The following is a 17,853-nucleotide window of genomic DNA, read 5'->3' as shown; positions in this document are numbered from 1 at the left end:
ACTTACTCCTTTCGGAAATTTCCCGGTATGTGCTGAATAAAGGATAGAAAGGCTTTGTCGATATCTTGTTTCATTGCTTGAATAATGAGGTCTCGTAAATAATCTGGATCTGTTGAAATACCTTCATATGATTGAGCTTGTGATAAATAATAAGGAAGTCTATGCTCCATCTGTTTTTTTATGTCATCAACCATCATTTGTCGATACATTTCATCAAGCGGTGTTCTCTCTTCTTGTTCAAAATGGAGAATTCGATTATATGCTTCTTCATCTAAGTAGCGATGCATTTCTTGAAGGATACCTTGATAAAAGTCAGGGTTGGTGTCAGTTTCAGGATTGACCTTCAATGTTTCTGTATCAACTTGAAAATCTTCAATTTGTTGTCCTTTTGTTGAAAATGGATTTAAACCAATATTTAAAGTACCATTTAAATTTTCTACTTTTAATTGATCGAATTTGTATTCCACTTTTCCTATAGAAGAGGAGGGGCGACTTTTTAATTCATTAAGCTCTTCTTGTAATTGGCGGACTTGATCTTCTAGGCTAAGGATGGTTGCTTGTTGTATTTGGAGAGCTTGCTGAAGTTGGTGTAAGTAAGTATATATATCTTGATTCATTTTGTGAAACCTCCTTTTCAATAGGGAGGGTAAATATATTCCTGCTATATATTTATGACAAGGATGCCTTAAGAAGAACTGTTTGATGGTTTGATAGAAATAATTTGTCCTTTCGCCTGTAATGGGCGAAGAGGTTCTGTAAATCCACCCGTATTTGAAAATTTAGATAGAGCTTTAATACTTCCGGCCGTACCAATTTGGAATACAGAAGAAGTCGTAATGCTATCGATTCTAATACTGTTAATGATAATACTTTGGTTCACGTAAAAATTCAATGCAATTGCCTCCTTTAAGTTGAACCAATTATCGCTTGATCGATTACATCTGAATCATTGACAGTCGTTGCGCTTTGATAATTGTAGACAGAAACATTATCTCCAACGTTAAAAGAGCCGGCCCCAGCGAAAGCACGTGAATAACTAATAGGCCTAATCGCAAATACATCTCCAATGTGAAAAATACCACTTGACCCAATATTGACGATACGAATATGTCCGACCATAGCTGGCATATAAAACACCTTTCGTTTTTAAAATTTTCTTTTCTACTATTGTATGGGCGTTTTCAATAAAATGTGTGTTTTTTTGAAATAAAAGAAACACACACGTTATTACGTGTGTGTTTCGAATGTTTGATTAGGTTGAAAATCCGTATGTACATGCCAAATTACATTTAAGAGCCTGTCCAGTTCTTGGCTACAATCCACTGTTTTTTGAGAAGTCATTCCGTAGCGTTCAGCAAAATAGATCATTTTTTCACGTTTTTTTTCAATAGCTTGCTCAAACATTGAAATCGGCTCCATCTCTAAATGAAATTTTTAGTATATATGTAGTACATATTATACAAAAATCCCATAAAAAAGAAACAACTTCGCTAAAAAAAGTAAAATTTCTACATTTTATGTCAAATAACGAATGGTAACGAATAAGGTGCGAGAAGAATATTGTAAAAATTAGCGTGCATGAGAAGGTTTTTTTCTTATAGATGCGAATACAATTAAATGGTATGAGTTTTAGGATGGAGAGTGGAAATATTGCGTTTTGTAACGGCGAAGAAAGAGGAAAAGGTATTTTTAGGTATTGTAGACGAAGAGGAAGAAAAAGTACTGCACTTAAGAGAAGCGCAAAGACAAAAAGGGGAAAAGGTTACGATTCCGATTACAATGTTAGAGTGTATTGAAAGAGGGACTGAATGTCTTGAGAAAATATGTGAAATTGTAAATTGGGCAAAGGAAAATGAAGGGGTAGCGTATTATCCGTTAACAGAGGTGAAAATATTAGCACCAATTCCAAGGCCAAGAAAGAATATACTTTGTGTTGGGAAAAACTATCGTGAACATGCAATCGAGATGGGCGGAGTAGAGTCTATTCCGGAAAATATAATGATTTTTACGAAAGCACCAACAACAGTTATTGGAATTGATGAGAAAATCAATGGGCATTCCCACGCAACGAATGAACTAGATTATGAAGGGGAACTAGCTATTGTTATTGGTAAGCGAGGGAAGCAAATAAAAAAAGAAAAAGCGCTTGACCATGTTTTCGGATATACAGTTATAAATGATGTAACCGCTCGTGACATTCAAAGGAAACATAAACAGTTTTTCCTTGGGAAAAGCTTCGATACGTTTTGTCCGATGGGACCGTATTTAATGCATAAATCAATGGTTGAAACGCCGAACGCATTACACATCGAAACAGTAGTAAATGGAGAAGTAAGACAAACTTCAAACACAAATAAAATGATTTTTTCAATTGAAGAAATTATTTCAACGATAAGTAAAGGGATGACATTAGAACCAGGCGATATTATCGCAACAGGAACGCCGTCTGGTGTCGGAAAGGGCTTTACACCACCGAAGTTTTTACACGCTGGTGATGAAGTGGTCATTACAGTAGAGGGAATTGGTACTTTGCGAAATGTAGTGAAATGAAGAAAAAAGCTATCTTGTATAAAGATAGCTTTTTTCTATGGTCTCGGGTTATAGAGGTAATCGATAACGGAAAAAGTGTAAAGACCAATTAATGCAAGTGTACAAATACCAAATAATATAACCGCAAGTGCGCTTTTTTCTCGTCCAAATCCAATAATAGTAAGAATAACAGCAGTCCAAAATGATGCTTTCAGTAGTGTGAGTGTAGTAGGAGTTGAGTAATGAAGCCATGTTGTGGAAAGGATGAAACCAAAGAATGTAACTAAAATAAAAGCTGTAGCTAAATAGTTAATATGTTTACCATATCTTAATAGCATGTCGCACCTCCTTCTATGAATGAAAAAACAGAAAATTACAATTGAACTTTAATATAAATCACTATAAAAGGAAAGAGGTTGTCCTAACGTGTAGGACAACCTCTCTATCATTACGATAAAACAGCTTTAATTTTTTGGAATGCCCACTCTAAATCTTCTTCAGAGATTACTAGAGGTGGTGCGATACGAATTACATTTTCGTGTGTTTCTTTACATAACAGCCCAGCTGCTTTTAGTTGTTCACAGTAAGGACGAGCTGGCTCGTTTAATTCGATACCGATGAATAAACCTTTACCGCGAACGTCAGTAATCATTGGGTTATCAATTTCTTTTAATTGCCCAACTAATTTTTCTCCTAATTGAAGAGAACGCTCTGTTAATTTTTCTTCTTCTAACACTTCAAGAGCTGCGATAGAAACAGCACATGCAAGTGGGTTACCACCGAATGTAGAACCGTGAGAACCTGGCTCGAATACACCTAAAATGTCGCGGTTTGCTGCAACGCAAGAGATTGGGAATACGCCACCACCAAGTGCTTTACCAAGTATGTACATGTCAGGAGTTACATCGTCCCAGTCGCAAGCAAATACTTTACCAGTACGGCCTAAGCCTGTTTGGATTTCATCTGCTACAAATAAAACGTTTTCTTTTTTACATACTTCAAGAGCTTCTTTTAAGAAACCAGCTGGTGGAATGTTAATTCCTGCTTCACCTTGAATTGGCTCTAAAATGAATGCTGCTGTATTTGGTGTAATTGCAGCTTTTAACGCTTCTAAATCACCGTAAGGAATTACAATAATGCCAGGAAGCATTGGACCGAAGCCACGCTTGTACTCTTCGTTTGATGACATAGAAACAGCACCCATCGTACGTCCGTGGAAGTTATCTTCACAAACGATGATTTCAGCGCGGTTTGCTTCTACTTTTTTCACATCATAAGCCCAGCGGCGAGCTGTTTTAATTGCAGTTTCAACAGCTTCTGCACCTGTATTCATTGGAAGTACCATTTCTTTATTAGTTAGTTTCGCAACTTTTTCGTACCAAGGGCCTAATTGATCACTATGGAAAGCACGAGAAGTTAACGTAACACGATTAGCTTGGTCAATTAAAGCGTTAATAATTTTTGGGTGACGATGACCTTGGTTAACTGCAGAATATGCACTTAATAAGTCCATATAGCGATTTCCTTCAGGATCTTCTACCCAAACGCCTTCTGCTTTAGAAATAACGATTGGAAGTGGGTGATAGTTATTTGCTCCGTATGTGTCTGTAAGTTCGATAATATCCTTAGTTTGAATCATGATTGTTCCCCCTTTTGTTATTACAAGAAGTTTGTAAATACTCTAAATATTATATCATTTAAATGTAAAAAAGCGAAACATTTCCTGAAAATAAATGAACATGTTATCATATAGAGTGAAAAAGTGTGAAAAGAGGAGGTAGGGGATACGATGGTACATATGCATATTACAGCATGGGCGTTAGGTTTAATTTTATTCTTCGTTGCGTATTCACTTTATTCAGCAGGAAGAAAAGGGAAAGGTGTACATATGGGGCTTCGTCTTATGTACATTATCATTATTGTGACAGGTTTCATGTTGTACATGGGTATTATGAAGACTGCAACAAGTAACATGCACATGTGGTACGGTTTAAAAATGATAGCTGGTATTTTAGTTATCGGTGGAATGGAAATGGTTCTTGTGAAAATGAGCAAGAATAAGGCAACAGGGGCAGTTTGGGGATTATTTATTGTCGCACTAGTAGCGGTATTTTACCTTGGACTGAAATTACCGATTGGTTGGCAAGTATTCTAATAAAAAATAAAACCACCGTATCTCTCAAATGTTTGGGGGATACGGTGGTTTTTATTTTTATGTCGCATCGATATGCAACTCTTCTCCATTTACTTTCGTAAAACGGAAAATATTTTTATTTGAAGAAGAGTGACGAACGAAATGGTGCTGCAGTGTACAGATCATCTCTTCATTATCAAATAAAAGAATATTTACGCCCTCGCATGCTTCCTCTTTCGGTAAGAAGGATAAATAATTATGGCAATACATGCAATCATATAGAGAGTAATGAAGTGATTGCAATGATTCTGTTAATAACGCAAAAACAGAATCGGGTAATTCCTCAAGCCATTCATGATAGCTAAGGAGTAATTTTTTACGAATGCGTATCATTTCCCCGTTTTGGAGGGGGTGTTGTTCATTTGCGATTTGCAATATGTTTTGTTCATAAAAACGAGCTGGTAGCCAGTTGTTGTTATATAAAACCTCAAAGCCATCTTCGGCAATATCTTCTAATAAAAATGCTTCGTCATTTTCATCATCAAAGAATACCCATTCATTGTTTATATATTCTACATTACCGACTGAATGAGCACGAGGCTGGTTATATAAAATATGTTTACGTTGTATCATACACGATTTCTCCTTTATGAAAAGTAGTTATTCTTGTTATAGACAGTTCGCGCGTTCTTTATAACTAGACACATCCGGACATAGGTGGGCATACAATAAAACACGTTTTACTGAGTGAAATTACTATTCCGTATACGGATGGTAGGTTATCGTCAAGTTTGTCATTTTTTTGTATCCGCACTTTTAGAGTGGGGATTACTGCACGTTCAGGAAAAGTAATAAGATGGAAGGATGATTTATATGTGCGGGATTACAGGATGGGTGGATTATAAACGCTCATTAGAAGGAGAAAGGGCCGTCGTTATGAAGATGGCTGAGACGTTAGCGAAGCGTGGCCCAGATGATAATAAAGTTTGGATTAAGGGTAATGTCGCGTTTGGGCATAAACGGTTAATCGTTGTTGACCCTGAGGGTGGTAAACAGCCGATGACTTGTTTAAAGGATGAAGCGAATTATGCAATTTGCTATAACGGCGAACTTTATAACACGGAAGACATTCGAAAGGAACTTTTAAGAAGAGGATATACGTTCAAAGGTCATTCTGATACGGAAGTATTATTAGCATCGTATATTGAATGGAAAGAAGAATGTGTCGATCATTTAAACGGTATATATGCGTTTGCTGTATGGGACGAACGGAAAGAACAAGTATTTATTGCAAGAGATCGATTAGGTGTAAAACCGCTATTTTATAAATATGATAGTGGACGATTACTATTTGGCTCAGAGTTAAAAGCGATACTAGCGCATCCTGATGTGAAGGCTGAAGTAACGTTAGAAGGGTTATCAGAAATATTCGGCCTCGGACCATCTAGAACGCCTGGTCACGGTATTTATGCTGGTATAAAAGAATTACGACCGGGCCACGCAATGACATTTTCAAAAAATGGTTTATGTATATGGAGATATTGGAATGTAGAAAGCAAAAAACATGAAGATTCCTTTGAAGAAACAGTAGAGAAAACACGCTTTTTATTACAAGATGCTATTACAAGGCAACTCGTTTCTGATGTACCGTTATGCACTTTTTTATCAGGTGGTGTAGATTCAAGTGCTATAACAGCAATTGCCGCAAAAGAATATGAAAGATCAGGGAAAGGGCCATTACACACGTATTCTATTGACTATGAAGATAATGAAAAATATTTTAAAGCAAATGCATTCCAACCCAATTCAGATGCGCCGTTTATTAACTTAATGACTGAAACGTTTCAAACGACTCACCATCGTTGCGTCATTTCAAATGAACTGCTAGCAGAGTGTTTAACAGAAGCAGTGCTCGTTCGTGATTTGCCTGGTATGGCAGATATCGATTCCTCATTATTATGGTTTTGCCGCGAAATTAAACAAGACTTTGTCGTCGGTTTATCTGGAGAATGTGCAGATGAAATCTTCGGTGGGTATCCATGGTTTTATAGAGAAGATGATTTACAATCAAGTGCATTCCCATGGATGCGCTCTACAGAAGCACGTGAACAACTTCTGAAGAAAGAATGGAGAAGTAAATTAAATTTACAACAATATGTACAAAGGCGCTATGAAGAATCCATTCAAGAAGTTCCTATTTTAGAGGGAGAAAGCCCACTGGAAGCGAAGAGACGACAATTATTTTATTTAAACATGGTATGGTTTATGACAACATTATTAGACAGAAAAGACCGCATGAGTATGGGAGCAAGCTTAGAAGTGCGCGTTCCATTTGCGGACCACCGACTTGTCGAATATGCGTGGAATATTCCTTGGGAAATGAAAATGTATGAAAACCGCGAAAAAGGTCTATTGCGTAAAGCTTTAGAAGGGATACTTCCACATGACATTTTATATAGAAAGAAGAGTCCTTATCCGAAAACGCATAACCCGCATTATACAAAAGCGGTAACAGTATGGCTACAAGATTTATTAACGGATAAAGGCTCAATTTTGCATGAATTGTTTGATAAAGAGCAATTGAATGGATTAATCCACTCAGGCGGAAGTGCATTCCAAACACCTTGGTTCGGTCAATTAATGACTGGGCCGCAACTTCTAGCTCATTTAGCACAAATTCACGTTTGGTTTAAAGAGTATGGGGTAAATATTAAAGAATAGCAAAAAAGCGGCTTACATGTACGTGAGCCGCTTTTTTTATTAAATAAATTGTCATATAAAATTAAAAATCACCTTATAAATAATATTTATTTAGAATTATTATTTTGACGTACTTATTATTGCTTGTTATAATTGGAAACAAATGTTCTTGAAAAAGATTCTCATTTTCAAAAATTGAGGTGTGAAATAGATGGCAAAGAAAAAAATAGGTTTACTCGTAATGGCGTATGGAACGCCGGAGTCATTGGATGATGTAGAAGCGTATTATACACATATCCGTCATGGGCGTAAGCCAACAGAAGAAGCGCTCCAAGATTTAATCGGGCGTTATAAAGCAATTGGTGGAATATCACCGCTTGCGAAAATTACGAAAGAGCAAGCGCATAAATTAACGGATTCAATGAATAATATATTTACAGAGTATGAATTTACTTGTTACTTAGGATTAAAACATATTGCACCAGTTATAGAAGACGCAGTAGAAGAGATGAAGAAAGATGGGATTGAGCATGCGATTAGTATCGTATTAGCACCGCATTACTCTACATTCAGCATTAAAGCATATAATGAACGCGCGATTCGTCTTTCAGAAGACATTGGTGGCCCTGTTATTGAACCAATTGAACAATGGTACGATGAACCGAAGTTTATTTCCTATTGGGCAGATCAAATAAAAGAAACGTTTACAAAAGTTAAAGATAAAGAAAAAGCAGTCGTAATTTTTTCGGCGCATAGTTTACCAGAGAAGATTATTGCAGCAGGTGACCCATACGTAGAGCAATTACGGCAAACAGCAGATTTAATTGCTACAGAAGCAGGTGTAAAGCATTATACAATTGGTTGGCAAAGTGCAGGAAATACACCAGACCCATGGATTGGACCAGATGTGCAAGATTTAACGAGAGATTTATTTGAAGAGCATGGATATGAATCTTTCGTATATTGCCCAGTTGGATTTGTGGCAGAGCATTTAGAAGTTTTATATGACAACGACTATGAATGTAAGGTTGTAACGGATGAATTAAACGCCCAATATTTTAGACCGAATATGCCAAATGCACAACCTGTATTTATTGATTGTTTAGCTGAAATTGTTTCCAAAAAAATGAAGGGAATAGTTGACAAAGATTTAGTTTTGAATAATAATTAGTTTATAATAATTTTAAATAAATAATAATTACTACGAAAGAAAGAGGAGGATCCCCAGATGAATCCAAATAATCGCTTAACAACAAACCAAGGTGCTCCAGTTGGAGATAATCAAAACTCTCGTACAGCTGGTCGCCGTGGACCGGTATTGTTAGAAGACTATCATTTAGTAGAAAAACTTGCACATTTTGATCGTGAACGTATTCCAGAGCGTGTTGTGCATGCGCGTGGTGCAGGTGCTCACGGTGTATTCGTAACGAAAAACAGCATGAAGCAATATACGAAAGCCGCATTTTTACAAAATGAAGGAACTGAAACGCCTGTATTTGTTCGTTTCTCAACGGTTATTCATGGTCAAGGTTCTCCGGAAACAGCTCGTGATCCACGTGGGTTCGCTGTTAAATTTTATACAGAAGAAGGAAATTACGATATCGTAGGTAACCACTTACCAGTCTTCTTCATTCGTGATGCAATTAAATTCCCTGATATGGTGCATTCTTTAAAACCAGCACCTGATACAAACATTCAAACGCCAGATCGTTACTGGGATTTCATGACGTTAAGTCCGGAATCTACACATATGATGACGTGGGTATTTTCTGATTACGGTACACCAGCGAGTTATCGTGAAATGGAAGGTTTCGGTGTCCATTCATTTAAATGGATTAATGCAGAAGGTAAAATCGTCTATATTAAATATCACTGGAAACCACAGCAAGGTGTACGTAACTTAAATGCAAAAGAAGTGCAAGAAGTGCAAGGGAAAGACTTCAACCATGCAACTCGTGACTTGTTCGATGCAATCGAAAAAGGAAATTATCCGAAGTGGGATTTACACGTACAAGTGATGCAACTAGATGAAACGGATTCTTTAGACTTTGATCCACTAGATCCAACGAAAGTATGGCCCGAAGATCGTTTCCCATTAATGGAAGTAGGAACAATGACGTTAAATCGTAATCCGAAAAACTTCTTCGCGGAAGTAGAACAAGTGGCGTTCTCTCCGAGTGCAACTGTAAATGGTATTGAACCATCTGAAGATAAATTATTACAAGGACGTTTATTCTCTTACCCAGATACACAGCGTTATCGCCTTGGTGCAAACTACTTACAAATTCCTGTAAACTGCCCATATGCAGCTGTTCATAACCAACAACGTGATGGTGCAATGCAAGTAAATCAAAACCCATCTACGGTAAACTACGAACCGAGCCGTCATACGGAAAATCCGGTTGAAGATCCAACTTACCGCGATTCAACTATGAAAGTAGAAGGCTACGTATCTCGTGAAAAAATTGAGAAACCAAATGACTTCAAACAAGCAGGGGAGCGTTACCGTTCATTTTCTAAAGAAGAGCAAGATAACTTAATTGCAAACTTAACAAACGACTTAAAAGACGTAAATGAGCGCACGAAATTATTAGCTGTTTGTAACTTCTTCCGTGCAGATCAAGAGTACGGTATGCGTTTAGCTCAAGCGTTAAATGTTGATATTACGCAATATGTAGGGAATGCTCCGAAATAAATAGAAAAAGACGACCGGTTTTCGGTCGTCTTTTTATGTGTAAAATAAGCTTTACACGGGGTATTTTTCGTTTTCATCATGTCGGAATTTGTTGGTAAATCGATATTTTGTGTCGAAACGTCGATATAATGAAAGAATCGCTGATATATTTAAAAAATCGTCGATATATCCGAATAATCGCTGATATATTCATGAATATACCAACTAGGGTATACCACCGACAGTATAATAAAAAGAGATGCAATCTACTAGTAGTAGATTGCATCTCTTTTTTAATTCACTCGCTCAGTATACTCATAAGCCTTCTCACCGTGCATCGAAATATCAAGTCCCATATGTTCTTCGTGCTCATCTACCCGAACAGGGAGGAAGTAGTTGATCGCTTTAATAATGGCGTATGTCATTATAATTGTGAATGCATATGTTGCTCCGATTGCGACAAGTTGTTTAAATAGTAAAGCTGCGTTTCCGTAAAACAGACCGTTAGCGCCATCACCGTTTACAGTAGTAGTTGCGAAAAGTCCAGTTGCAATACCGCCCCAAGTTCCTCCGATGCCGTGACATCCGAATGCATCAAGTGTATCGTCGTACCCAAATTTCGTTTTCAAGAAGAAGACAGCACCGAAACATAATACGCCCCCGATTGCTCCGATAAGAAGGGCGGAGAAAGGTGTAACAAATCCGCAAGCTGGCGTAATTGCGACTAAACCGGAAACAACCCCGCAAGCAGCTCCCATCGCAGTCGGTTTCGATTGGAAGAACCATTCAGATAGCATCCAAGTTAGAGCAGAGGCAGCGGCGGCTATATTTGTATTAATAAATGCAGTTAAAGCGACGTCGTTTAATGATAATGCACTCCCGACGTTAAAACCGAACCACCCGAACCATAGTAAACCTGCACCTAACATCGTAAATGGTAAATGGTGAGGAGAGGTACCGTTTATGTTTTTTCGTTTTCCGAGGAAAATTGCTAATACAAGACCAGCAACACCAGAAGTGATATGAACGACATTACCACCAGCGAAGTCTAACGCGCCAAGTTCTCTTAGCCATCCGCCAACGCCCCATACCCAATGAGCGACGGGATTGTAAACGAGTGTTGTCCATAGAAGAATAAAAATAAGAAAGGCAGAAAAACGCATTCTTTCAGCGAATGCACCTGAAATTAAAGCTGGAGTTAAAATAGCGAACATGAGTTGGAACATCATAAATAAATTGTGAGGAATAGTAGATGAGTAGTCTGGATTTGGTGCGTAGGTAACTCCGTTTAAGCCGAACCAATCGAGATTGCCTATAAGTCCGTGCCAATCTGATCCGAAAGATAAAGAATAACCGATTACAATCCACTGAATTGAGACGATAGCCATTGCGCTGTAGCTGTGCATCGTTGTGCTCAATACATTTTTACTACGAACCATGCCTCCGTAAAAAAGTGCTAATCCTGGTGTCATTAACATGACCATTACTGTCGTTATAAACATAAAAACTGTATCTCCCGTATTCATTCAATCCCCTCCTATAATGTTAGAAAATATTACATTATTTGTTATGTTTCATATCATATTCGAAATTGAGGTGAAAATCAACTGAATTTTTAGAAAGTTTTATTAATCATGTAAGAAAATCTAACATTATGTATTTTTGAAGGAATGAAATCAGCGTATGCGATTTGCTTGGATAATTGGTATAATATTCTTACAATTAAAAAACTTGGGGGATGCGTGTGGAAAAAATATGGACTAGGAACCTATTCATTTGTTTTTGTTTAGCTGTCGTTTTGTTTGTACCAATACATACTTTTGCAGATGAAAAAAGAGAGTGGCGAGATGAAGTCATATATTCGATTATGATTGATCGCTTCAATAATGGAGAACCGAAAAATGACAAGCAGTTAGACGTTGGTAATTTAGAAGGTTATCAGGGCGGAGATATAAGAGGGATTATAAAAAGGCTGGATTATATAAAAGAAATGGGTTTTACGACTGTTATGCTTTCGCCGCTTTTTGAAAGTGGACAGTATGATGGATTAGACGTGCGAAATTTTCAAAAAGTAAATGAACATTTCGGAACAGAAAATGATGTGAAAGAGCTTGTAAAAGAAGCTCACGAAAAAGGAATGAAAGTTGTATTTCAATTTCCATTTGGAGAAAACGAACAACAAGTAATCGACTCGATGAAATGGTGGGTAAAAGAAGTCGATTTAGATGGAAGTTATGTAATACATAGTGAAAAAAAGCCGCGTTCTTTCTGGGGTGACGTTCAAAAGGATATGCAAGTGATAAAGAAAGATTTTCGTATTATGACAAAAGAAGATAGTGAATACAATGAAAAAATAGTAGAATCGTTTTCCGAAGCGGATGTATCGGTGAAATCGTTATATGATGTGAGTAAAAAAGAAGAGGAGTTTGTTACGTTTTTAGATAATCAAGAAACAAAAAGGTTTGCACGTATCGCAAAAGAAAATATGTATTATCCGCCATCACGTTTGAAACTAGCTCTTACCTATTTATTAACATCACCAGGGATTCCGAATTTTTATTACGGAACTGAAATCGCATTAGATGGAGGAAGCGTACCGGATAATCGCCGATTAATGGATTTTAAATCAGATGAAAAGTTTATGCAGCACATAACAAAGCTTGGCGAACTTAGACAAATGAGACCATCTTTACGACGTGGTACGTTTGAACTTTTATATGATAAAGATGGAATGAGTATATTAAAACGAAAGTACAAAGATGAAGTAACATTAGTAGCAATTAATAATACGAAAGAAACACAAAAAGTTTCCTTACCTGCAAGTGCAATTGGTGAAAAACAACAGTTAAGAGGATTGTTAGAAGACGAAATTATAAGAGAAGAAAACGGGAAGTTCTATCTCGTTTTAAAGCGTGAAGAATCGAATGTGTATACTGTTAGTAAAGAAACAGGTGTGAATTGGTTATTTATCTCCTTAATCGTCGGTGTGAACGTATTATTTATTGCGTTTTTAATTGCGGTTAAAAGGAAACGTAGATGAGGTGAGATATTTGCAGAAAAAGAAGTTGCTCGCTCTATGTTCATGTCTTCTTATCGTATTTGTAAGTTTGTATTTTGGGGACATCGGTGACGATAGGGAATTTGTTCGGTGGGGTGATAGTATTCATTCTGTTGACACAGCAGCTCTTAAGAAAAATAATATTCAATACAAAATCGAAAATGATAAAGTATATATTCCGAAAAAATCATTTGATAAAGCGATATGGTGCTGCTCTTAATAAATACAAAAACTCCTCTAATTAAGAGGAGTTTTCTTTTTAGCGATAGTTAATGAATTGTACGTCAATCGGTAAGTCAGCACTGCGAACGGCTGCGATTACTGCTTGTAAGTCATCACGGCTTTTCGCTGTAACACGTACTTGATCATCTTGTACTTGTGTTTTCACTTTTAATTTCATTTCTTTAATGATGTTGTTAATTTTTTTCGCGTTATCTTTATCGATACCTTGTTGTAACGTTGCGCGTTGGCGAACAGTGTTACCAGTCGCAGCTTCCACTTTTCCATAGTCCAAGTTTTTAATTGGAACGTTACGTTTTACAAGTTTAGAAATTAAAACGTCTTTTACTTGGTCTAATTTGAACTCGTCGTCAGAAGTTAAAACAAGTACTTCTTTTTCTAGTTTAATATCACTTTTACTTCCTTTAAAGTCATATCGGTTTTGGATTTCCTTTAATGCGATGTTAATTGCGTTTGTTACTTCAGGTAATTCTACTTTCGAAACGATGTCAAAAGAACTATCTTTTGCCATAGTTAGCACCTCCAAATAAATTTCTAATCTTTTTATGTACTGTACATACTAAAGTATAGCTGAAAACGAGCTTAGACTTAAGTGTTTTCATACTGATATTCATGTAACCTCACTTTATTATAGTGAATTTTGGGCAGTTGGACAAATAAAGGAAAAATCGTGTTATAATTAACTTTTGTTTGGAATGATAAAAAAGATAACTTTATATATATAGAAGGGAATTAAAAAATATGTATTTGCAATTAGGATCGATTGAACAGGTAACTGTTTTACGCGAAACGGAAATCGGATATATGGTTGGGAATGAAGAGGAAGAAATTTTCCTACATAAAAATGAAGTAGCTGGAGAAATTGAAGAAGGCGATACAATTGATGTATTCTTATACCTTGATCACCAAAATCGTATTTCAGCAACAATGAAGGAGCCAATTATTACAACACATGATTGGAATTGGGTAAAGGTTGTAGAAGTTATTCCTAGTTTAGGTGTGTTTGTTGATATTGGTGTATCAAAAGATATACTAATTCCACTTGATGAGTTCCCGATTTATATGCCAGTATGGCCAGAAGTAGGCGACGAATTATATTGTACGTTAAAATTAACGAATCGTGATCGTTTAATCGCTCTTCCAGCAAGAGACAGTGATATGCAAGAAATTATCGTAGATGCGACGCCATCTATGCGTAATAAAAACGTCAATGGACGTGTGTATCGTTCACTTCAAGTTGGTTCATTCATACTAACTGATGAGCATTTCCGTGCTTTCTTACACCATACAGAAAGAAAAGAACAAGTCCGCATCGGTGAGCGTGTAACAGGTCGTATTATTGACGTGAAAGATGACGGTACAATCAACATTTCACTTCTTCCTCGTAAAGAAGAAGGAATGGAAGATGATGCTGCAGTAATTTATGAATATATGGAAGAAAGAGGCGGAGCAATGCCGTTTTGGGATAAGAGCCACCCAGAAGACATTAAAGAACGTTTCAATATGAGTAAAGCTGCGTTTAAGCGTGCGCTTGGTAAAATGATGAAAGAAGAAAAGATTTACCAAGAAGAAGGTTGGACTTACTTTAAGAAATAAAGTGAATGAAAAAGAACTATTTTTTCTCTAAATTTTTAAGAGAAAAAATAGTTCTTTTTTTATTATAAAGTAGATAAAAAGTAAATAAGGTGTAATAAAACGTTTAATCTACAAATATTTTACTGTATTTATAAGGAAAAAAGAATATAAAATGGTAAATTGTCTGAAAATATACATTTTTAGAAAAAAGACACAATATTGTCGTTTTTATATTGAAGATCATCAGAAAATTCTTTAAATTGTTAATTGTAAGAATGAAAACAGATGAGAATGGCCACGTACGTACGTATATCGCACCGAATGATGCTGGTGTAACGTATAATTATGATCAAACAGGGAAACTATCGGATTTAGCTATTGAAACACCAAAGCAAATGCTACTATTAGAGAAATATGAGTATGACAAAACAGGAAATCGTACGAAGATTAAACATGAAAGTTCTGATGGGAAAATAACGGAAACAAATTACGTATACGATCCAATTAATCAATTATTAAAAGAATCTACACCAAATGGAACAGTTAGAGACTACACGTATGATGGATTTGGCAATCGTACGAGTGTGAAAATAACAGAAAATGGAAAAGAGACGAAATCAGTAATCGCAACATTTAACGAAGGAAATCAACTTCTAAAATTCGGAAACGAATCGTTAACGTATGACGCAAATGGTAACCGTACATCTGATGGGAAATACACATACACATGGAACGAAGCAGACCAACTTGTTGCTGTAACGAAAAAAGGGGAAGGCAAACCGTTCTTTTCAATACGACAACGAAAACCGTCGTATTGAAAAGAACGTAAACGGACAAGTAACCCGTTACTTCTACGACGGTGACAGCATTAACCCGCTATACGAAACAGGCGGGAACGGAAAAGTCCTCCGTCAATACGTTTACAACAAAGACGGTGTCCGCCTAGCAATGAAAATCCAAGATCAATCGGTATACTACCACTACAACCCGCGCGGTGACGTAATAGTAATGACCGACAAGGACGGACAAATAGTCGCAAGCTATGAATATGATGCATGGGGTAACGTCCTAAAGAGCGAAGCGAAAGGAATCGCAGCGGCCAATCCATTCGGATATAAGGAGAAAATATGGATAAATATATTGAAATACACAAACCTGCAACAGAAAATAACGAATATTTTCTAGTGTTAGATGAACATGATAATTTTGAATTGGTTATCAACGATTAATAGATATATAGTTGATGTTGATACAAGCATGGAACAATTTATGGAAACAATGATGTCGAAATTTCATTTATATCTTTTAGTGGATTGTGAAGGGGTTCAAGAAGAATTAACAAAGGTGCAAAATTATATTTGGGAAAAAGAATTAAAAGAGTTAAACTGGAAAAAGTCGACCGTAAAGAGCGCAATTTTAATAAAACAGAATGATCCTGCAACTGATATTTTCGATGTGATTTCTCCTGTATGTATGGAGGGAAGCCTCATGTTCCTTTTCTCTGAAAAGGAAGTAAACGAAAATGAATTAGAGAGTATTATAAAACATATAAAATTTGATCGGACAAGAGTATATTTCAATAAAGAAACAATTGAACTGGCGGGGGGAATGGGTTATATAGTAGGGCATTTTGAAGATGAGTATTATATAGTATCTTTACGTTCGGAAAAGCAAGTATTTGTTTGCTTTGCAGAAGAATGTATCATAGGCTAGAATACAAGCAATAAAACATGAAATAAAAAAAGCACAGTCTTATCTTTTTAAATAAGACCGTGCTTTTTTTAGTTTCCCCGCTCAAATATAAGAGAAAATGTATCGTTTAATTCACTATCATTTATTTTAATATTTGCCTTTTTTAATTCGTCTTGTAATAGTTTTTGACTGAATGTAGGGTCAGCGATACGTTCTTCTTCTAAGTTTTTACGAATGGAGTCTTTCACTTCATCGTAAGGCTTTAAATCCTTTTTATCAGTTAATTTAATAATGTGATAGCCGTTCGTTGATTTGACGGGATTGCTAATTTCGCCAACTTTTAGTTTGTAGGCAGCTGTTTCAAATTCAGGCGCCATTGTACCTGAATTAAAGTATCCGAGGTCTCCGCCTTTTTCTTTTGATAGTAGATCTTGTGATTCTTGTTTTGCTAATTCTTCAAATGAAGCACCAGCGTCTAGTTTTTTCTTTATTTCTTTCGCTGCATTTTCATCGCTTACTAAAATGTGACTCGCTTTAATTTCTGGTTTATAGTGGTCTTTCACGTCTTTTTCTGTAACGCTTTTCTTAACGGCTTCATGCAGAGCGAGTTTGAACTTCATTTGATTTTTGAAATCAGCCTCATCTTTTAAACGATTGTTTTCTAAAAATCCTTTGAATTGGTCTCCAAATTGATTTTTTACTTTTTGGACCTCGTTATCTACATCATCGTCAGATACTTTATATTTTTTTGTAATAACGTCGTATGCCATCATTTCGTATAGCATGTCTTTTCCGTAACGATCTTTCAATTGTTTTTCGAAGTCGCTCTTCGTAATGGTTGAGTCTGTTGCTGTAGCGACTGTAGCTGATCCATTCTTTTGTCCGCAAGCAGAAAGCATTAATATACTTATTAGTGCAGTAATAATGAAAATATGTTTCCCTCTCATGCTAACACCTCATCCGAATATGTTATCGCTATTGTAGAATATAGAAGTGAACATGAAGTGAATTTTTAATGTTTTTTCCTGTGAAATGTAAAAAAAGTACATCAACAATTATGTTGATGTACGATGGGATCAAAGGTGATCAGTCTTCTTGGAATATGCGCGCTTGCCCTGCTGAATATTTTTTTGCTCTTGCTCATTTTTTTGCGTGCGTTTTGCATTATTATCGCGAGCTTTTTTGTCGTTATCACTCGTATGTGGCATATGTATCAACTCCATTTCTAAACGTTGTACGTTTATCATTTCC

19 protein-coding genes and 2 pseudogenes are annotated in these 17,853 nt (G+C 36.3%); 10 read left to right on the top strand and 11 right to left on the bottom strand.

All coding sequences use genetic code 11. From position 1 onward, the window contains the following. Positions 1–2: 2 nt before the first annotated feature. From gerPC to A6J74_RS11160, 4 genes are all read right to left on the bottom strand, one after another. On the bottom strand, positions 3–617 hold the full coding sequence (gerPC, locus tag A6J74_RS11175; RefSeq protein ID WP_001070753.1) for a spore germination protein GerPC: 615 nt from the start codon (positions 615–617) through the stop codon (positions 3–5). Positions 618–685: 68 nt separating this feature from the next. Beyond that, on the bottom strand, positions 686–892 hold the full coding sequence (gene gerPB / locus A6J74_RS11170) for a spore germination protein GerPB (RefSeq protein ID WP_001012514.1): 207 nt from the start codon (positions 890–892) through the stop codon (positions 686–688). 14 nt (positions 893–906) lie between these two features. Then, positions 907–1,128 (bottom strand): spore germination protein GerPA, encoded by a 222-nt coding sequence (gerPA, locus tag A6J74_RS11165; RefSeq protein ID WP_001111187.1) that lies wholly within the window; start codon positions 1,126–1,128, stop codon positions 907–909. A 99-nt stretch (positions 1,129–1,227) separates the two neighbouring features. Then, entirely contained in the window at positions 1,228–1,404 is a 177-nt protein-coding gene (locus tag A6J74_RS11160) for an aspartyl-phosphate phosphatase Spo0E family protein (protein WP_000462849.1), read from the bottom strand. A gap of 246 nt (positions 1,405–1,650) precedes the next feature. On the opposite strand from A6J74_RS11160, the gene A6J74_RS11155 reads away from it, so the two are divergent. Then, a complete protein-coding gene (locus A6J74_RS11155) occupies positions 1,651–2,550 on the top strand; it encodes a fumarylacetoacetate hydrolase family protein (RefSeq protein WP_001213067.1) in 900 nt (299 codons plus the stop codon). A 35-nt stretch (positions 2,551–2,585) separates the two neighbouring features. Here A6J74_RS11155 and A6J74_RS11150 read toward each other — a convergent pair whose 3' ends face one another. Both A6J74_RS11150 and rocD read right to left on the bottom strand, forming a co-directional pair. Next, the gene (locus tag A6J74_RS11150) at positions 2,586–2,867 is read right to left on the bottom strand and encodes a hypothetical protein (RefSeq protein ID WP_080609500.1); all 282 of its coding nucleotides are present in this window, start codon (positions 2,865–2,867) and stop codon (positions 2,586–2,588) included. A 110-nt stretch (positions 2,868–2,977) separates the two neighbouring features. Beyond that, on the bottom strand, positions 2,978–4,168 hold the full coding sequence (gene rocD / locus A6J74_RS11145; protein WP_000616647.1) for an ornithine aminotransferase: 1,191 nt from the start codon (positions 4,166–4,168) through the stop codon (positions 2,978–2,980). Between the two features lie 150 nt (positions 4,169–4,318). Here rocD and A6J74_RS11140 point away from each other — a divergent pair, with 150 nt between their 5' ends. Continuing rightward, positions 4,319–4,684 carry a YisL family protein gene (locus A6J74_RS11140; protein ID WP_000233490.1) on the top strand — a complete coding sequence of 122 codons (366 nt, stop codon included), beginning with the start codon at positions 4,319–4,321 and terminating at the stop codon, positions 4,682–4,684. Between the two features lie 57 nt (positions 4,685–4,741). Here A6J74_RS11140 and A6J74_RS11135 read toward each other — a convergent pair whose 3' ends face one another. After that, positions 4,742–5,296 carry a DUF2777 domain-containing protein gene (locus tag A6J74_RS11135; RefSeq protein WP_000616037.1) on the bottom strand — a complete coding sequence of 185 codons (555 nt, stop codon included), beginning with the start codon at positions 5,294–5,296 and terminating at the stop codon, positions 4,742–4,744. A gap of 240 nt (positions 5,297–5,536) precedes the next feature. Here A6J74_RS11135 and asnB point away from each other — a divergent pair, with 240 nt between their 5' ends. The 3 genes from asnB to katB all read left to right on the top strand — a co-directional run bounded on the left by asnB (position 5,537) and on the right by katB (position 10,058). Beyond that, a complete protein-coding gene (gene asnB / locus A6J74_RS11130; protein WP_000333956.1) occupies positions 5,537–7,384 on the top strand; it encodes an asparagine synthase (glutamine-hydrolyzing) in 1,848 nt (615 codons plus the stop codon). A 190-nt stretch (positions 7,385–7,574) separates the two neighbouring features. Further along, positions 7,575–8,534 (top strand): ferrochelatase, encoded by a 960-nt coding sequence (gene hemH / locus A6J74_RS11125; protein WP_001075096.1) that lies wholly within the window; start codon positions 7,575–7,577, stop codon positions 8,532–8,534. Between the two features lie 57 nt (positions 8,535–8,591). Further along, on the top strand, positions 8,592–10,058 hold the full coding sequence (gene katB / locus A6J74_RS11120) for a catalase KatB (protein ID WP_001069169.1): 1,467 nt from the start codon (positions 8,592–8,594) through the stop codon (positions 10,056–10,058). A gap of 272 nt (positions 10,059–10,330) precedes the next feature. Here katB and A6J74_RS11115 read toward each other — a convergent pair whose 3' ends face one another. Continuing rightward, entirely contained in the window at positions 10,331–11,563 is a 1,233-nt protein-coding gene (locus A6J74_RS11115) for an ammonium transporter (protein ID WP_080609498.1), read from the bottom strand. A gap of 218 nt (positions 11,564–11,781) precedes the next feature. Here A6J74_RS11115 and A6J74_RS11105 point away from each other — a divergent pair, with 218 nt between their 5' ends. Both A6J74_RS11105 and A6J74_RS11100 read left to right on the top strand, forming a co-directional pair. Next, the gene (locus A6J74_RS11105) at positions 11,782–13,077 is read left to right on the top strand and encodes an alpha-amylase family glycosyl hydrolase (protein WP_000412001.1); all 1,296 of its coding nucleotides are present in this window, start codon (positions 11,782–11,784) and stop codon (positions 13,075–13,077) included. A gap of 10 nt (positions 13,078–13,087) precedes the next feature. Next, the gene (locus A6J74_RS11100) at positions 13,088–13,315 is read left to right on the top strand and encodes a hypothetical protein (RefSeq protein WP_001169968.1); all 228 of its coding nucleotides are present in this window, start codon (positions 13,088–13,090) and stop codon (positions 13,313–13,315) included. Positions 13,316–13,354: 39 nt separating this feature from the next. On the opposite strand, the gene A6J74_RS11095 is transcribed toward A6J74_RS11100, so the two are convergent. Then, positions 13,355–13,846 (bottom strand): YajQ family cyclic di-GMP-binding protein, encoded by a 492-nt coding sequence (locus A6J74_RS11095; RefSeq protein WP_001040146.1) that lies wholly within the window; start codon positions 13,844–13,846, stop codon positions 13,355–13,357. Between the two features lie 230 nt (positions 13,847–14,076). Between A6J74_RS11095 and A6J74_RS11090 the strand changes: the two genes are divergently transcribed. From A6J74_RS11090 to A6J74_RS11080, 3 genes and pseudogenes are all read left to right on the top strand, one after another. Further along, the gene (locus tag A6J74_RS11090) at positions 14,077–14,931 is read left to right on the top strand and encodes a CvfB family protein (protein WP_000281281.1); all 855 of its coding nucleotides are present in this window, start codon (positions 14,077–14,079) and stop codon (positions 14,929–14,931) included. Positions 14,932–15,182: 251 nt separating this feature from the next. Further along, positions 15,183–16,026, top strand: a pseudogene (locus A6J74_RS11085) (RHS repeat domain-containing protein); the annotation flags it as partial. 11 nt (positions 16,027–16,037) lie between these two features. Continuing rightward, a pseudogene (locus tag A6J74_RS11080) lies at positions 16,038–16,623 on the top strand (hypothetical protein). 68 nt (positions 16,624–16,691) lie between these two features. On the opposite strand, the gene prsA reads toward A6J74_RS11080, so the two are convergent. Continuing rightward, complete coding sequence (gene prsA, locus A6J74_RS11075) at positions 16,692–17,549, bottom strand: peptidylprolyl isomerase PrsA (RefSeq protein WP_001214219.1); 858 nt, start codon at positions 17,547–17,549, stop codon at positions 16,692–16,694. Between the two features lie 129 nt (positions 17,550–17,678). After that, complete coding sequence (locus A6J74_RS11070) at positions 17,679–17,810, bottom strand: DUF3941 domain-containing protein (protein ID WP_001120851.1); 132 nt, start codon at positions 17,808–17,810, stop codon at positions 17,679–17,681. Positions 17,811–17,853: the final 43 nt, after the last annotated feature.

It is taken from the genome of Bacillus sp. FDAARGOS_235, from assembly GCF_002073415.2.
Lineage (GTDB): Bacteria > Bacillota > Bacilli > Bacillales > Bacillaceae_G > Bacillus_A > Bacillus_A toyonensis.
Note: the sequence above shows the minus strand (reverse complement) of the source record. Positions and strands in the feature narration are given on the sequence as shown.

Excerpts from the sequence above, each read along its gene's own strand:
- gerPA (WP_001111187.1), bottom strand. The coding sequence starts at position 1,128 with ATGCCAGCTATGGTCGGACATATTCGTATCGTCAATATTGGGTCAAGT.
- A6J74_RS11135 (WP_000616037.1), bottom strand. The coding sequence starts at position 5,296 with ATGATACAACGTAAACATATTTTATATAACCAGCCTCGTGCTCATTCA.
- A6J74_RS11070 (WP_001120851.1), bottom strand. The coding sequence starts at position 17,810 with ATGCCACATACGAGTGATAACGACAAAAAAGCTCGCGATAATAATGCA.
- rocD (WP_000616647.1), bottom strand. The coding sequence starts at position 4,168 with ATGATTCAAACTAAGGATATTATCGAACTTACAGACACATACGGAGCA.
- A6J74_RS11140 (WP_000233490.1), top strand. The coding sequence starts at position 4,319 with ATGGTACATATGCATATTACAGCATGGGCGTTAGGTTTAATTTTATTC.
- A6J74_RS11090 (WP_000281281.1), top strand. The coding sequence starts at position 14,077 with ATGTATTTGCAATTAGGATCGATTGAACAGGTAACTGTTTTACGCGAA.
- gerPC (WP_001070753.1), bottom strand. The coding sequence starts at position 617 with ATGAATCAAGATATATATACTTACTTACACCAACTTCAGCAAGCTCTC.
- A6J74_RS11095 (WP_001040146.1), bottom strand. The coding sequence starts at position 13,846 with ATGGCAAAAGATAGTTCTTTTGACATCGTTTCGAAAGTAGAATTACCT.
- A6J74_RS11115 (WP_080609498.1), bottom strand. The coding sequence starts at position 11,563 with ATGAATACGGGAGATACAGTTTTTATGTTTATAACGACAGTAATGGTC.
- katB (WP_001069169.1), top strand. The coding sequence starts at position 8,592 with ATGAATCCAAATAATCGCTTAACAACAAACCAAGGTGCTCCAGTTGGA.
- prsA (WP_001214219.1), bottom strand. The coding sequence starts at position 17,549 with ATGAGAGGGAAACATATTTTCATTATTACTGCACTAATAAGTATATTA.
- hemH (WP_001075096.1), top strand. The coding sequence starts at position 7,575 with ATGGCAAAGAAAAAAATAGGTTTACTCGTAATGGCGTATGGAACGCCG.
- asnB (WP_000333956.1), top strand. The coding sequence starts at position 5,537 with ATGTGCGGGATTACAGGATGGGTGGATTATAAACGCTCATTAGAAGGA.
- A6J74_RS11160 (WP_000462849.1), bottom strand. The coding sequence starts at position 1,404 with ATGTTTGAGCAAGCTATTGAAAAAAAACGTGAAAAAATGATCTATTTT.
- A6J74_RS11150 (WP_080609500.1), bottom strand. The coding sequence starts at position 2,867 with ATGCTATTAAGATATGGTAAACATATTAACTATTTAGCTACAGCTTTT.